Source organism: Nitrospirota bacterium, assembly GCA_016207885.1.
In the GTDB taxonomy this organism is placed as follows: Bacteria; Nitrospirota; Thermodesulfovibrionia; order UBA6902; family UBA6902; genus JACQZG01.
Genome location: JACQZE010000006.1, coordinates 45,964 through 60,541 on the forward strand (window position 1 = coordinate 45,964; position 14,578 = coordinate 60,541).

The 14,578-nt window shown below is 44.5% G+C and carries 13 protein-coding genes; 1 reads left to right on the plus strand and 12 read right to left on the minus strand.

Features of this window, described 5'->3' with window-relative positions; genetic code table 11:
- Positions 1–103 precede the first annotated feature (103 nt).
- From smc to HY807_05725, 12 genes are all read right to left on the minus strand, one after another.
- Positions 104–3,619, minus strand: coding sequence for a chromosome segregation protein SMC (gene smc, locus HY807_05670; GenBank protein MBI4825894.1), 3,516 nt, complete (start codon positions 3,617–3,619; stop codon positions 104–106).
- Between the two features lie 182 nt (positions 3,620–3,801).
- On the minus strand, positions 3,802–4,815 hold the full coding sequence (locus tag HY807_05675) for a LamG domain-containing protein (GenBank protein MBI4825895.1): 1,014 nt from the start codon (positions 4,813–4,815) through the stop codon (positions 3,802–3,804).
- 240 nt (positions 4,816–5,055) lie between these two features.
- The gene (locus HY807_05680; GenBank protein MBI4825896.1) at positions 5,056–5,151 is read right to left on the minus strand and encodes an aurora kinase A-interacting protein; all 96 of its coding nucleotides are present in this window, start codon (positions 5,149–5,151) and stop codon (positions 5,056–5,058) included.
- Between the two features lie 130 nt (positions 5,152–5,281).
- A complete protein-coding gene (gene fusA / locus HY807_05685; protein MBI4825897.1) occupies positions 5,282–7,369 on the minus strand; it encodes an elongation factor G in 2,088 nt (695 codons plus the stop codon).
- A 52-nt stretch (positions 7,370–7,421) separates the two neighbouring features.
- Positions 7,422–7,853, minus strand: a complete 432-nt coding sequence (locus tag HY807_05690) for a SoxR reducing system RseC family protein (GenBank protein MBI4825898.1) — start codon at positions 7,851–7,853, stop codon at positions 7,422–7,424.
- A gap of 4 nt (positions 7,854–7,857) precedes the next feature.
- Positions 7,858–9,417, minus strand: a complete 1,560-nt coding sequence (locus HY807_05695; GenBank protein MBI4825899.1) for a citramalate synthase — start codon at positions 9,415–9,417, stop codon at positions 7,858–7,860.
- A gap of 42 nt (positions 9,418–9,459) precedes the next feature.
- Entirely contained in the window at positions 9,460–10,677 is a 1,218-nt protein-coding gene (locus HY807_05700) for an aspartate kinase (protein ID MBI4825900.1), read from the minus strand.
- Complete coding sequence (locus HY807_05705) at positions 10,668–11,894, minus strand: cofactor-independent phosphoglycerate mutase (GenBank protein ID MBI4825901.1); 1,227 nt, start codon at positions 11,892–11,894, stop codon at positions 10,668–10,670. The genes HY807_05700 and HY807_05705 overlap by 10 nt, the downstream gene beginning before the upstream one ends.
- A 190-nt stretch (positions 11,895–12,084) precedes the next feature.
- Positions 12,085–12,435 carry a hypothetical protein gene (locus tag HY807_05710; GenBank protein MBI4825902.1) on the minus strand — a complete coding sequence of 117 codons (351 nt, stop codon included), beginning with the start codon at positions 12,433–12,435 and terminating at the stop codon, positions 12,085–12,087.
- Positions 12,436–12,530: 95 nt separating this feature from the next.
- On the minus strand, positions 12,531–13,061 hold the full coding sequence (locus HY807_05715) for a hypothetical protein (GenBank protein MBI4825903.1): 531 nt from the start codon (positions 13,059–13,061) through the stop codon (positions 12,531–12,533).
- Positions 13,062–13,295: 234 nt separating this feature from the next.
- Positions 13,296–13,649 carry a DUF559 domain-containing protein gene (locus HY807_05720; protein MBI4825904.1) on the minus strand — a complete coding sequence of 118 codons (354 nt, stop codon included), beginning with the start codon at positions 13,647–13,649 and terminating at the stop codon, positions 13,296–13,298.
- 41 nt (positions 13,650–13,690) lie between these two features.
- Positions 13,691–14,083 (minus strand): hypothetical protein, encoded by a 393-nt coding sequence (locus HY807_05725; GenBank protein ID MBI4825905.1) that lies wholly within the window; start codon positions 14,081–14,083, stop codon positions 13,691–13,693.
- Positions 14,084–14,366: 283 nt separating this feature from the next.
- On the opposite strand from HY807_05725, the gene HY807_05730 reads away from it, so the two are divergent.
- Positions 14,367–14,573: a hypothetical protein gene (locus HY807_05730; GenBank protein MBI4825906.1), complete on the plus strand. Its 207-nt coding sequence runs from the start codon at positions 14,367–14,369 to the stop codon at positions 14,571–14,573.
- The last annotated feature ends 5 nt before the right edge of the window (positions 14,574–14,578 follow it).

Genomic DNA, 14,578 nt, shown 5'->3' on the forward strand with positions numbered 1-14,578 from the left:
TTGATATAACCTTTTTGTAAAATAAAAACCGGAACTACAGGTGAATTTTGATAATATTATAAGTTAAAACCAGCGATAAATCGAGCGGCCGGCAAAAGGCAGGCTAAACTATATCAGCCATATGCATCGAAACCACCTTGGAAGAGCCCGGCTCCTCCATAGTGACCCCGTAGATATAATCAGCCGCCTCCATCGTGATCCTGTTATGCGTAATGGCTATGAACTGAATATTCCTGGACATCTCGGTCAGCAGGTCGATAAACTTGCCTGTATTTGACTCATCAAGAGGAGCATCGACCTCATCCAGGATACAGACAGGGGTGGGCTTTACCAGAAAGCCTGCAAAAAGCAGTGAAAGCGTTGTCAACGCCTGCTCCCCCCCTGAAAGCGCCATAAGGTTCTTGAGCTTCTTCCCAGGGGGCTGCGCCACTATTTCGATACCGGCCTCAAGTATATCATCCTCAGTAAGTATGAGCTCGGCTTTACCATGGCCGAAGAGGGTTGTAAACACCTCTTTGAACTTCTCATTTAAGGCATCGAATGCGTCCCTCAGCCTTTGCTTTGTGCTTTGATTGATCTTTGATATCGTCTCCTCAAGCGCCGTAATTGAACTCACGACATCATCCTGCTGTTTTGCCATGAATTCATATCTGGTCTTAAGCTCTTCATATTCATCAAGCGTGCCGAGGTTTACCTGTCCTATCTCCTCTATCTTCTCTTTAAGATGCGGGAGCCTCTCCTCTTCTTCCGGCGTGACCTCACTATCGATCAAAGCATTTTCTATATCGATCGCATACGACTTCCTGATATCCTCCCTGCGATAGTCGTATTTCATTGAGGATTCCATCTTCTTCACCTCAACATGGCTGAGTTCTTTTCTTATCACATCAAGCTCGGAAGTATAAGTCTTCTGCTGTCTTTCAAGAAGTTCAACTTCAGCCGTCTTTGCTCCAAGTATCTCCTCGATCCTTGAGACCTCGCCCCTGGTCTCTTCTATCTTTATCACCTTTAATTTGAGAGCTTCATTGCCGCTGTATATATCTTCTTCTTTACGGACTATCGACTCTTCCATGGAGTTCCGTTCATTGAGCATTTCAGACTTCTTCTTTTCAATATCCGCTATGGACCTCTCCAGCCTCTCCCTCTCTCTTGTGAAAGAGAGCATCTTTTCGTTTATAGATGTCTGGCCGAGTTTCACCTGCGTCAGTTCTGAACGGAGGGCCTCAAGCCTTGTCCTGTTTGAGGTGATCGAACCCTGCGCAGACGATATCTTCTCCTCGATCGTATTTTTATCATTTAAAAGAAGCTCACATACATGCTTCTTCTCATCAAGCGACTTTTTAAGCGTCTCCTGTTCGCTCCTGCCCTCATCTGTTTCAATAGAGAGAAACTCCAGCTTTCTCAGGTGCCTTGTGTTTTCTTCATCCATCCCGCTCAGCTTTATCTTCAATTCGTGGCAGTACTTCTCTTTATCGGATATCTCGCCGCCGAGCACGATGATATTATTTTCCATCTGGATTATTTCATCTCTTAATCTTTTAACAAGCCCCTCGGACTCCGCGATACGCGCTTTTTTATCGGATATATCCTTCTCAAGCTCCTTTATCTGGCGCTTGATCTTTAAGACGCCTTTTTCCGTGCCGGCAAATACAATGCCTGAAGGTTCAAGCACCTCGCCGTCAAGCGTCACATAATAGGCAGGCGTTGTTCCGTCCCTCCGGCAGGAGAAAGCAGTATCTATATTGTCGACAAACAAAACATCACTCAAAAGCGCGGACGCGACATTGCTGAATTCCTGCTTCACATTGATAAAATCAACAGCCCTTCCGATAACGCCTGCGGCAGCGGGAGCTGCTGCAGTATCAGAATAAGAGAGTTTCGCCTGACTGACAGATATAAAACCGCTTCTCTTGCTCTTCTGTTCTTTAATGTGATTTAAAGCCTTGGCAAGTTCGCCGTGATCCTCAACTACTGAGGCGTTAAGCTTCTCACCGAGTATCGCTTCCAGCGCAATCTCATACTCAGGTGATGTCTCAAATATATCAGAGACATGCGAAAGCACCTTCACGATCTCGTCTATCTTGCTCTTTCTTGAATCATACACCTCATTCAATGACTCGAGTTTTGAGGCCAGCGCGGCAAATTCCTCCCTGTCTTTATATAGCAGGTCCTCGCTTGATGAAAGTTCAGCTTTTCGCATGCCCAGATCATTGATAAGTTTTTGCTTATCGTCAGTCTTGGAATCAAGCACTGCAGCGGCTTCATTATATTTATTCCTTGTATCGTTAATGACATCTTCGAGTGAGACAAGATTGTTTTTGACAGAACTGATATCCTCGGAATTCTTCTCCGTCTTCATATTCAGATTCTCGATCATGACCGAGATCCGGCTTATCTCGTTTCTCGCGGCGCTTATCTCTTCTGCCTTTACAAAAAGCCCTCTCCTGTCCGACTCAAGGGCCCTCTCTGATTCTGAGATATCGCGCTGTACCGATTGGAAGACATTCCCTTTCTCTTCCAAAACTGAATTCAGGCTTAAAAGGCTCTCGCTTATGGCTGCGCTCTCTTTCTTGATATTTTCAAGATTGGCAAGAGCCTCTTCTTTTACAGCCATGGATTCATTATCTCTGACAGTCAGATGGCCTATCCTGTCTCTGAGATTCTCACAGTCCCTCTTTAGCAGCGCTATCTCGCCTTCGCTCTCTGTGACTTCCTTTTCAAGGAGATAATACCGCGACCTCGCCTCGCCAAGCATCTTCTCACTGTCGGTACATGAACGTTTCTTCTCTTCGATAAGTGCCTCAGAAGAATGAAGCCTTGCGGCAACCTCTGCGTCTTTTGCGTTAAGGTCATTTTCTGATGATGCAAGCGCGGCGAGTTCCGCCCTGAGAAGATCCATATCCCTCTTCCCTATCTTGAGATCGATCTGCTTCATTTCTTCAAATAGTTTTTTGTATCTCTCGGCTTTTTTTGCATGCCTGTCTATAGAGCTTATCTGCCTCTTTATCTCACTGATAATATCTGAAAGCCTCTGGAGGTTGGATTTGGATGCGTCAAGCTTTCTGATAGCTTCGGCCTTTCTGACCTTATACTTCATGACCCCGGCAACTTCCTCAATAAGGAACCTGCGGTCCTGCGGCTTGGAATTGAGTATGTGATTTATCCTGCCCTGCTCCAATATGGAATATGCCTTGAGCTCAAGCCCTGTATCCAGAAGTATGTCCTTGATATCCTTAAGCCTGCAGGGGACCTTATTAAGAAGGTAATCGCTCTCGCCGGATCTGTAGAGCCTGCGGGAGACACTTATCTCGCGGGAACCTGAACCGTTGTTGCCATCAGCATCAGAGGGCTGCTCGTCAATGCCCGAGAGCACAAGAGTTACTTCTGCCATCCCCTTGCTCTTTTTATTGGCAGAACCGAAGAAGATGACATCTTCCATGGTGCCGCCCCTGAGGCTCTTTGCGCTCTGCTCGCCAAGCACCCATTTGAAAGCATCCACCACATTGCTCTTGCCGCAGCCGTTGGGGCCTACGATAGAGGTAATGCCGGGATGCAGGTCAAGCACCGTTTTGTCGCAGAAAGATTTAAATCCTATTATTTCAATTCGTTCGACGTGCATTTTAAAAAAGATAAAAAACTGCTGCCTGACTATGGTTTAAAGAGGTGATAAATTAAGTAATACTATATATTAAACAGCTGCCTTCTATCAAGCAATTTATGAGACAAAGAAACAGTAGGAAAATTAATAAAAAAAGGGGACAGTAACCTGTCCCCCTTTTTTAACAAATGTATATCAAAAGATTAAGGATGCCATGATGGTGGTAAAGCAGGAAGAGCAAGATCTACTCTGGGATTAGCACAGGCAACGCCAGGATTAGATATAGCAAGTTCATCACAGTCCCAGTAAATTGAAGTAGCTGCATTACCGCCGCAATCAAAATCACAGTACTGTATACTCCCTCCATTACGTGGTTTTGGAGAGAAGTCATAGGTTGTCGTGGCAGCGCCGCCTTCGTCAAACTTCCAATAGCCGAGCAAGCCGGCATTTTCTTCACCGCAGTCTCCAAAACCAGCTACCAGTTCATTAGTTCTACAGGTTGATATTTGAGTCGCAGTACGTGCTACACCCCAAAACCGTACATCATCAATGATCATAAAATTTTTATCCGCGGCAGTTGGCCCATTGACCCCCCAGTTAGTGAACAGGAGTGTCATCGCCCTGCCTATCGACTCGTTCATTGGGTTTGCTAAATTATCAGTAAAATTAGGGAAAGATCCCAGTTTTTGATATTGAAGAGAATCAAGCTGCCTGCCTTCTGTTGATCCGCAATTTACCCATACCCCATTTACATAGATGTCAGAGTGAGTTGCGTCATCTTCAGCGCCGGCTTGTCCTGTACCGGTACATGTTGGATGAACGCCTAAATGATTCGCTTTAGTAAAGACACCCGCAACATGTACCCACGTGTTATTAGCTACAGCAGCAGCAGACTGAGCCCACAAAATAGGCAAGGTAGAACCGGCTCTATTCTTCCACTTGAATGCCAACGTCGGCTTTCCACTAAATAAATGCAAACTAAAGCCGTCATAATCACCGCCGCGGAAGAAAATTGCAGACTTTGTAGGAACTGTGTCAAGGCTGTATATCCAGGCTTCAACAGTGAACTCCATCCCGGCCATGCTGTCTACGCTCTGCCCAAGAGCAACATTGCTCACTTCAATAGGCGACGTACCAGTATTAGGCGGAACGGTACTGAAATTAATAGCCCAATCACCATTATCTACGGGTATAAAATTCCCTTCATCAGCGCCCACCTTGCTCTCCGGGCCCTGTCCGCAGTTTATGAGGACAAAACTTAAGCTCAAGATTATTAGTATGGATAATATGTTTTTAAAACCGTTACTCAGACCTGACAATTTCCTGTAATACCTCACGATTCCTCCTTGATTCTATCTATTTAATATAATTTAATATATTAAAGGAAAATTATACAATATGTAAGGAAAAGCTGATTATAAATCAAGCTTAAATACAAGCCGTATATATCGCGGTCGTTATTTATTTCTTCTCTGGTGCTTGGTTCTCTTGAGGAGCTTTCTGTGTTTATGTTTGCTCATCTTCTTTTTGCGCCATTTCATTACGTTTCCCAATATCTACCTCCTTTTAAAATATACAAAAATGTTCTATATATTACATACAGAAAAAATTACCTAAAATCAAAATGACTTATATTTTGCAGATTTATACAAATAATATCAACTGTGTAATAAAAAAAAGTCGTTACTGCCCTTCTTTCTTGGCCTCAGACTTCTCCTCGATTATCTTTTTTGCTATATGCTCGGGCACTTCATCATAATGAGACGGAGACATTGAATATACACCGCGGCCGCTTGTTATTGCGTTAAGCTGGTTCGCGTATGTAAGCATCTCAGACACAGGCACAAGCGCCACAACCTTCTGGTTGTCGCCTGCCTGTTCAACTCCCTGCACCTTGCCGCGCTTGGTATTCAGGTCGCCCATTATGCTCCCGAGATATTCATCAGGCACAGTGATCTCAACCTTTACTACAGGTTCAAGAAGTACCGGCCTTGCATCCTGAACAGCTTTTTTAATGGCAAAAGAGCCCGCGATCTTAAATGCCATTTCTGACGAGTCAACCGTGTGATAAGAGCCGTCATATACAGAGGCGCTCAGGTCTACCATGGGATATCCCGCATATATTCCCTGAGCCATCGCCTCAATGATACCCTTCTCAACAGCAGGTATGTACGACCTTGGAATAGCCCCGCCTACGACATTATTTATAAACTCAAAACCCGCGCCTCTCGGCAACGGCTCTATCCTGACCCAGCAGTCTCCGAACTGCCCTTTGCCGCCTGACTGCTTCTTGTATTTGCCCTGCGCGTCCGCCGATGTTCTTATTGTCTCGCGGTATGCTATCTTCGGCGCCTTCATAATGACCTCAGTGCCGAACTTTCTCTTCAGTTTTTCAAGTATGACCTCAAGATGAACCTGCCCCATGCCCGAAAGTATCATGTCTTTTGTCTCTGCATCTCTCGTGAATTTAAGCGTGGGGTCTTCCTCAAGCAGCCTGTGGATGCCTGTGCTCACTTTATCCTCATCTCCCCTGCTCTTGGGTTCGATCGCATAAGAGATCATCGGTTCAGTAAATTTTATAGGATCAAAAATAACAGGCTTTGACACATCGCAAAGAGTATCTCCTGTCAATGTGCTTTTAAGCTTGGCAACCGCTGCGATGCCTCCGGGGCCGATAACCTGCGCAGTGATATGATTCTTGCCCTGAAGATAAAATATGCTTCCCAACTTTTCTTTGATATCATGCGTTGAATTATAGACAGTTGTGTCAGCCTTGAGTGAACCGGAATAGACCCTGAAAAGCGTCAGCTTACCTGCGAACGGGTCGGCAATCGTCTTGAAGACACGGGCTGCTAACGGCCCGCCTTCATCAACTTTTATTATGATTTCCTCTCCGGTCTTTTGATCCTTCGCCTTTACAGGGCCGACCGCTGCTTTTTCAACAGGTGAAGGAAGGGTCTTTACTGCGGCATCCAGAAGCTGAGATATCCCGATATTCAATGTTGACGCGCCGCATAAGACCGGAACTAATTTACCGGCCAATACACCGTTCTTTAAACCCTTGTTTATCTCGTCGGCTGAGAGTTCTTCGCCTTCAAGGTATTTTTCAAGCAGAGAATCATCCGACTCTGCAACGCGTTCAATAAGCCTCGTCCTGAATTCCTCTGCCTGAGATTTTAATGCATCAGGTATCGCTTCCTCGGAAATGGAACCGTTCTTGAATTTCAGCGCCTTCATATTTACGACATCAATAATGCCTTCAAAACCCGGGCCGGAACCTATAGGAATATTAAGCGGAACGACTGAGACGCCGTATGCCTTTTCAACACTGCTGACCGCGTTTGCGAAATCAGCATTTTCCCTGTCCATCTTGCTTATGAATATCAGGCGGGGCAGCTTATAACTGTCAGCGCATTTCCATACCTGCTCATTCTCTGCCTTTACTCCGGTCAAGGCGCTGACAACGGCGATAACCCCGTCGGCTACGCTCAGGCATGCCTTGGAATCTTCGATGAAATTAATATAACCCGGTGTATCTATAATATTGAACCTGCACCCTTGCCAGTCGCAGAATGCCAATGCTGATGAAATGGAGATGGTCCTGCTTATCTCTTCAGGCTCATAATCTGTTGTAGTGGTGCCGTCCTCTATCTTTCCTATCCTGGGAATGGCCTTAGCGGTAAAGAGAAGCGCATCTGTCATTGTGGTCTTTCCAGCCCTGCCGCCGCCGATCACAGCGATATTTCTGATCTTGCCTGTATCAAAGCTCATATATTACCTCCTAATGAATTAAGAATAAATATTATAAGTTGATGACAATAAGTTAAGAGACGATCTCACTAATGACCGGTTTATATTCAGTCTTTGTCTCTGCTTTTCTGCTATATACTTTGGCAAATAAAAATGCGATCAAAAACGCGCTGAATCCAAATATGGCTGCGCACAGGTCTGAATCAAAAGATGTTAAGAATTTTTCACCGATGTTCTTGCCGATAACAGCGCCTGCTATAAGCGCTATCATGGGGAATCCGTAAACAAGCATGGTTCCTTTCAGGTAGGTCATGGACTGTATTGCGACCTTTACAGTCTGGCCGGCCTTGGCCTGAACAGGGTTTAACGCCTCTATCTCCATGCCTTCCTGAGTTGAAGCGCATGTCCCTGTCGCGGTACAGCCTTCACAGGAGCCCCTCTTCTGAACAAGAACGGTTGCCGTTATCCCTTCAGTTCTGATAACTACGCCGGTCTCTTCGATCATATGATCATCCTTTTAAAAGTTTATACTCGATACTGTCCGCAAGCGCCTGCCATGAAGCCTCGATGATATTTTCAGATACTCCGACCGTGCCCCACTTATGGTCTTTGTCACATGACTCGATCAGTACCCTTACCTTTGCAGAAGTTCCAACTCCCGCAGCCAGCACTCGAACTTTATAATCTATCAATTTAACTTCATTGAGCGCAGGATATTTATTTTTAAGCGCCTTTCTTAATGCATTATCCAGTGCATTGACAGGGCCGTTGCCGTTTGCAGCCGTGTAAATCTCCTCGCCCTTCACTGAGAGATGAACAGTGGCCTCGCTGAAGGCATCATCAGATACTTTAAATTCATCTATGACACGAATAGCGATAAGGTCAAAGAACTTTCTGTGGAGGCTGAGCTTCTTCTTCATAAGGAGCTCAAGTGAAGCCTCAGCGCCCTCAAACTGAAAACCCTGATTCTCAAGGTCTTTCACTTCCTTGACGATCTCAGCCACGAGAGGCGAATCAGGGTCGAGCCTGAGATTGAACTCTTTTGCCTTTCTTAAGACATTGCTCTTCCCGCTGAGGTCAGAGACAAGGATGCGCTGATAATTGCCAACAAGTTCAGGCTTTATATGCTCATAGGTGTCAGAATGCCTTTGTATCGCGCTGACATGGATACCGCCTTTATGGGCAAAAGCGCTGTCTCCGACATAAGGCTGTCTCTTGAAATGTCTCAGGTTCGATATCTCTGATACATACCTTGAGACCACCTTCAGTTTCTTTAAATTAGAGGCAGTTATACAGGAATAGTTAAGCTTTAGCTTAATATTGGGAATAATGGATACAAGATTGGCATTCCCACATCTTTCGCCAAGGCCGTTCATCGTACCCTGCACTTGTGATGCGCCAAGCTGTAAAGCGATGATGGAATTAGCCACAGCACATTCAGAATCGTTATGCGCATGAATGCCAACAGGGACCTTAAAGTTATTAAGAACAACCTTTACTATCTCGCCAAGATCATGCGGCAGCATTCCTCCGTTCGTATCGCAGAGGACTAAACAGTCTGCGCCGCCGTCAACAGCAGCTTTGAGCGATAGCAGCGCATACTCTGGGTTTGCCTTGTACCCGTCAAAGAAGTGCTCTGCGTCAAAAAAGACCTTTGAAACCCTCTTCTTCAGGTAAGAGACTGAATTGCTGATAAGGTCCAGGTTTGCCTGCTTGGATATCTTTAAAGCATGCGACACATGGAAGTCCCATGACTTCCCGAAGATCGTGATCACTGAGGCGCCTGATTTTAAAAGGGCAATGATATTCGGATCGTTCGATGCTTTCTTGGATGCGTGATGTGTAGAGCCGAATGCCGAAAGAACAGAGTTCTTCAGCCTGAGCTTCTTTGCCTTCTGAAAAAATTCCGCGTCTCTCGGGCTTGAGCCAGGCCATCCGCCTTCAATAAAATGAATGCCGAGGTCATCAAGCTTTTCTGTTATGCGGAGTTTATCCTCAACTGAAAAAGAGATATCCTCAGACTGCGCGCCGTCCCTCAGAGTTGTATCATACAGTTCGATCTTACGCATAAGTTATTCTAATCCAATCAATCAGAAAATTGAAGGTAATTATTATTCCGCAAGTTCAAAAGCATCATGAAGCGTCTGAACCGCTGTGCCTATCTTGTCGATATCGATGATACAGGATATCTTTATCTCGGATGTGCTTATCATCATTATGTTGATACCCTGCTTTGAAAGGACATCGAACATTTTTGCAGCCACGCCGATGTGCGACTGCATGCCTACTCCCACAATAGAGACCTTTGCGACATCGGCATTCATGGTCACACCCTTGGCTCCAAGCGCTTCAGAGACCTTCCCTGTCACATCAGACGCCTTTTTGCTGTCTGCCTTTGATACGGTAAAAGATATGTCGGTCGCCTGTGTCTCGGTGCTTACGTTCTGGACTATCATATCAATAACAATATTTGCGTCCGCAAGCGCTTTAAATACCTTTGCCGCTATGCCGGGCTTATCCGGCACGCCGAATATAGTCACCCGTGTCTGATTCTTGTCAGCTGTAACTCCTGATATTACTGTCTTCTCCATATCTTTATCCTCCATTGTAACAAGGGTTCCCGGAATATTATTAAAGCTTGAGCGCACAACAAGAGGGACATTGAACTTCTTTGCAAACTCCACTGAGCGGTTATGAAGAACCTTTGCGCCGAGGCTTGCCATCTCAAGCATCTCATCGTAAGATATCTTCTCCAGCTTTCTCGCGTCTTTGACCAATCTCGGGTCAGTAGTATAGACACCGTCAACATCAGTGTATATCTCACACAGGTCCGCCTTGAGCGCGGCTGCTATCGCAACGGCAGTTGTATCAGAACCGCCCCTGCCTAAAGTGGTGACATCAGAAAATTCATTTATGCCCTGAAAACCCGCGACCACGGGAATGACCCCTTCACTAATGGCAGCTTCCAGCCTTCCCGCATCGATACTCTCTATCATCGCCTTTGTGTGGGAGCTGTCAGTCAGTATGCCGACCTGCCTGCCTGTAAAGCTCATTGAAGTAAATCCCAGCTCCTGTATCGCCATGGCTGTGAGCGCGCTTGTTATCCTCTCACCTGAGGAGAGGAGCAGGTCCATCTCTCTCTCAACAGGATAATCAGAGATCTCATGGGCGAACCTCTCAAGCTTGTCTGTCTCGCCTGCCATCGCAGATACAACAACAACGACCTGGTTCCCTTCCTTTGCAGTTGCAACCACCCTCTCTGCAACAGCCTTTATCCTCTCAGTGTTCGCAACGGATGTTCCCCCGTACTTCTGAACTATTAATGCCAATCCCCACCTCCGATAAAATGATCCATAAGCGTGTATCCTTTATCAATATTTAAAATATTTTTCAATCCGCAGATCTTTTCAGAGAACGCCTTTACCCTCGCGCCTGAAGAAACATCATTGTCACTTCTGTATATTACGAACGGCACAGGCTCATCAGAATGTGTTCTTATACTGATAGGGGTCGGGTGGTCAGGCAGCAGAAGGATGCTGTAGTCTTTAAACCTCTTCATGCCTTTAATGATATTCCCGACAACCCGCGAATCGAAATCCTCTATAGCCTGTATCTTCGCATTCATGTCGCCGTTATGCCCAGCCTCATCAGGCGCCTCAACATGCAGGTAGACAAAGTCAACGCTCTTCAATACCTTTAACGCAGCCCTCGCCTTGCCCTCATAATTCGTATCAAGATAACCTGTCGCGCCCCTGACATTCAGAATATCAAAGCCCGCAAGCTTGCCTAAACCCTTTGTAAGATCCACCGCTGATATCATCGCGCCCTTCAGACCGAATTTAGATTTGAATGCCGGAAGCGGGATCTGCTTGCCCTGTCCCCAGAACCAGATGCTGTTTGCAGGAGACAGCCCCTTCTTTATCCTGGCAAGATTGACAGGATGCGACATAAGGATATCTGTCGAATCTCCAATGAGATCTTTAATTACTTTACTGCCGTCGCCTTTCGGAAGATGTCCTGAGACATTCTTCCCTGTAATATCATGAGGAGGCGTGCAATTTATTTTGTCTTTGCCGTTCTTCCATATCATGAGATGCCTATAGCTCATGCCGGGATAGAATTTAATATCCTTGCTCCCGAGCTTTTTGTTTATATCCTGTATAAGAAGCGTTGCCTCTTTTGTTGAGATATGGCCTGCGCTATAATCCTTCATCACAGATGATGAGCTGTTAATAGAATCAGACAAGGTGACAAGGTTGCACCTGAACGCCACATCCTTAGGCCCGAGATTTATCCCTCTGTATGCAGCCTCAACAGGCGCCCTGCCGCTGTAATATTTCTTCGGGTCATATCCAAGTATGGATAAGTTAGCCACATCCGAGCCAGGCTCAAAACCCTTGGGCACTGTCCTGACCTTACCGGCCAAACCTTCAGAGGCAAGCTTGTCCATATTCGGAGTGCGCGCGTATTGAAGGCAGGTCTTGTTGCCAAGCTTCTTCAAAGGCCTTCCAGCCATGCCATCGCCTAATAGAATTATATATTTCATCTTATATCCTTAAGTTTGAGTTTATATAATAATATATATACAGGAAATAATAAATTAGAAGGTCAGAGAATTATTCCCCTCTTTGACAAAGAGGGGTGAGGGGAGATTTTATAATTATTATATCTGACATGCTTCGTCAAGAGTAGTCCCTTTAAAGTACGTCTTTAAATATCCCATAGATGCTTTTTATTTAGCTGTTACGAAAAGACTTTTCTGCCTCTTTCAGGACACTGACCGCTTCATAGGATGACCTGCATGAGGTCAGCTTGATTATGATCGCATCAAGGGGATGGCCGACCTTAGACGACTTTTTATCCATGAACATTGATATCATCTTTGCATAAGAGTCTTTCCCGTCAGTCTTACCAGCGTTAAATTCCCATATCGTCTTGTAAGGGATGATGCCTGCCAGTAGTTTTATGACCTTAATGCTTGGCTCAGGCACATTTGCTATGGATATGAGAATGCGCTCCCTGCTCCTGAACTTTATCTGGCAGAAACATACCTTGTCGGTGTTCTTGTATGCGATGACTTTTGTCATGAAGTATTTCAACAAAGGTGGGGAGGTTTTTTGAATGGGAGTGAATGGAGTCAAGGACTAACTATTAATAGTTAGTCTTAGCATGTTCAGCTTTTTTATGGACTGTACAAAACATCTCTTTCCTTTATGACATAATCGCTTCCGTTCCAGTAAACTTGTTCCATCCAATCTGTGCCAGCTTGAAAAAGAATATCAATATATTGATTAACTCCTGCTATATAAAACACTTTTGCTTTAAATGGAAAATATTTGATTAAATGAAATTCATTCCCATCTTTTTCTAAAATCACGAGATAACTAATACCTTTTCCAGTATCAACACATGCCAAAATCGCATCTTCTTTACCATTTCCATTAACATCTCCATTAAAATAAGAAAACATCCCTTTATTTCGATATTCCTCTAAATTGCTTTGATAAATAAGCTCACCATTTCTTTTACCTATGCCATAGTCTTTAAATATTATGAGATCTTCCTCTGATGCTATTTTGATATTTTTCAATTCAGGAGTCGTTACTTCTTTAAGTACCAGATTCCAATAGGTAATATCTTTTCCGGAATCGGCACAAGCATTACTGCCATAATAAAATATTAGTAACAATAAAATTACTACCTTAAGTTTCATAATATCAATCAAACCTCTATCAGAATTTTGAAAAAGTAATTTTAATACTATAGCTATCAATATGTATTGAGTCAATAAATTTATCACCTCTTCCTAAACCCAACTGTAGCGATAATCAGTCCTATCTATTCATCCCCCCTCTTAGGCTAAGAGGGGGACAGGGGGAGTTACTTAAATCAATTCATTAATAACCCCTACTAACCTCCCCTAAACTAAGAGAAGGAACTTCAGGAGTTATATCATCTCCGCAATCTTGCTCATAACACTCTGTATATCAACCAAGACCTCATGGTTCCAGAACCGCATCACTATAATTTTATGAGCCTTAATGTATTCAGTCCGGGCCGCGTCATATTCTTTGTTATCAATTTGATTATGCTGTCCGCCGTCCAGTTCTATAGCTAACTTCGCAGATGGTGAGTAGAAATCTAAAATGTAAGGCCCAATGCTATATTGACGTACAAATCTTAATCCTGAAAAGCGCTTGTTTCGTACCTGCTCCCAGAATGCCTTCTCAGCATCGGTCTGTCCGTGCCTTAAATCTCTTCGCCTCTGCTTCAGTATCGGATCATTCCGTAGAAAGCTCATAACGCCCCCTTGCCCCCTCTTAACTTAAGAGGGGGGATTCATCATCTCTTCCTTAAACCAACCGCAGCGATGATCAAAACGATCAACGGAGTCAGTGAAACAAGCCCAAGAAGTATTCTCCAAAGAATATCGGAAGTGTTTAACGCAAAAAAGGCAGTCCCTGCGCTCATGCCTAAGGCGAAGATAATCCAGAGGAGAATCTTTATCAGGCAAAATAATCTCCATCCCCACCCTTCTGCATAACTAAGCTCATCAGCCACAAGAAGCATACCCATGAGTACACCGAGTGCGCCAATGGCTGTCCCGATGAGCAGACCGACATGCGGGCCGTCTGTCACCGGCACATGCTTGACAAAGGTTTGGAAGAATTCAGGGATGACAATGGCAGTGGAAATTCCGGCACAGAATATGGAAACCTGTCGCTCGATAAGCATGATGAACTATCATAAACACGGGCTGTATCTTTTTCAAGAACTTTTTGCTTTATCTTTATCTCTGAGAAGTTTATAATTCATTAAGTGATTCCAATTTCTTGAAAAGGAGGTGGAGAAGCATGGGAGACAAGGGTGGAAAGAAGGACAAAGAAAAAGCAGCAAAACAGACAAAAAGCAAAAACGAAGTTAAGAAGAAAAAATAGCTGATATATAAAATTGCCGCGAAGAATATTTAAATGTATTTCTTTTGCGGCAATTTTATTTTTGAATGCAGAGGAATAACATGGGCAGCACGGCATATATACTTTGGGTTATTTTGTTCAGCTCGGTCGGCATAAGCTACATGGTATACGGAAGAAGGCAGCGAAAGGAAATAGCTTTCCTGTCCGGCCTTGCTCTATGTATCTTCCCGTATTTTGTCACTAATATCTTTCTTTTGATCCTTATCGGAATTGCCTGTATGGCGCTCCCATTTTTCATAAAGTTTTAGAAAGA

Bases quoted from the DNA above. Each gene is read 5' to 3' on its own strand.
- fusA (MBI4825897.1), bottom strand. From the start codon at position 7,369: ATGAGCTTTGATACAGGCAAGATCAGAAATATCGCTGTGATCGGCGGC.
- HY807_05720 (MBI4825904.1), bottom strand. From the start codon at position 13,649: ATGAGCTTTCTACGGAATGATCCGATACTGAAGCAGAGGCGAAGAGAT.
- HY807_05715 (MBI4825903.1), bottom strand. From the start codon at position 13,061: ATGAAACTTAAGGTAGTAATTTTATTGTTACTAATATTTTATTATGGC.
- HY807_05725 (MBI4825905.1), bottom strand. From the start codon at position 14,083: ATGCTTATCGAGCGACAGGTTTCCATATTCTGTGCCGGAATTTCCACT.
- HY807_05690 (MBI4825898.1), bottom strand. From the start codon at position 7,853: ATGATCGAAGAGACCGGCGTAGTTATCAGAACTGAAGGGATAACGGCA.
- HY807_05695 (MBI4825899.1), bottom strand. From the start codon at position 9,417: ATGCGTAAGATCGAACTGTATGATACAACTCTGAGGGACGGCGCGCAG.
- smc (MBI4825894.1), bottom strand. From the start codon at position 3,619: ATGCACGTCGAACGAATTGAAATAATAGGATTTAAATCTTTCTGCGAC.
- HY807_05705 (MBI4825901.1), bottom strand. From the start codon at position 11,894: ATGAAATATATAATTCTATTAGGCGATGGCATGGCTGGAAGGCCTTTG.
- HY807_05730 (MBI4825906.1), top strand. From the start codon at position 14,367: ATGGGCAGCACGGCATATATACTTTGGGTTATTTTGTTCAGCTCGGTC.
- HY807_05710 (MBI4825902.1), bottom strand. From the start codon at position 12,435: ATGACAAAAGTCATCGCATACAAGAACACCGACAAGGTATGTTTCTGC.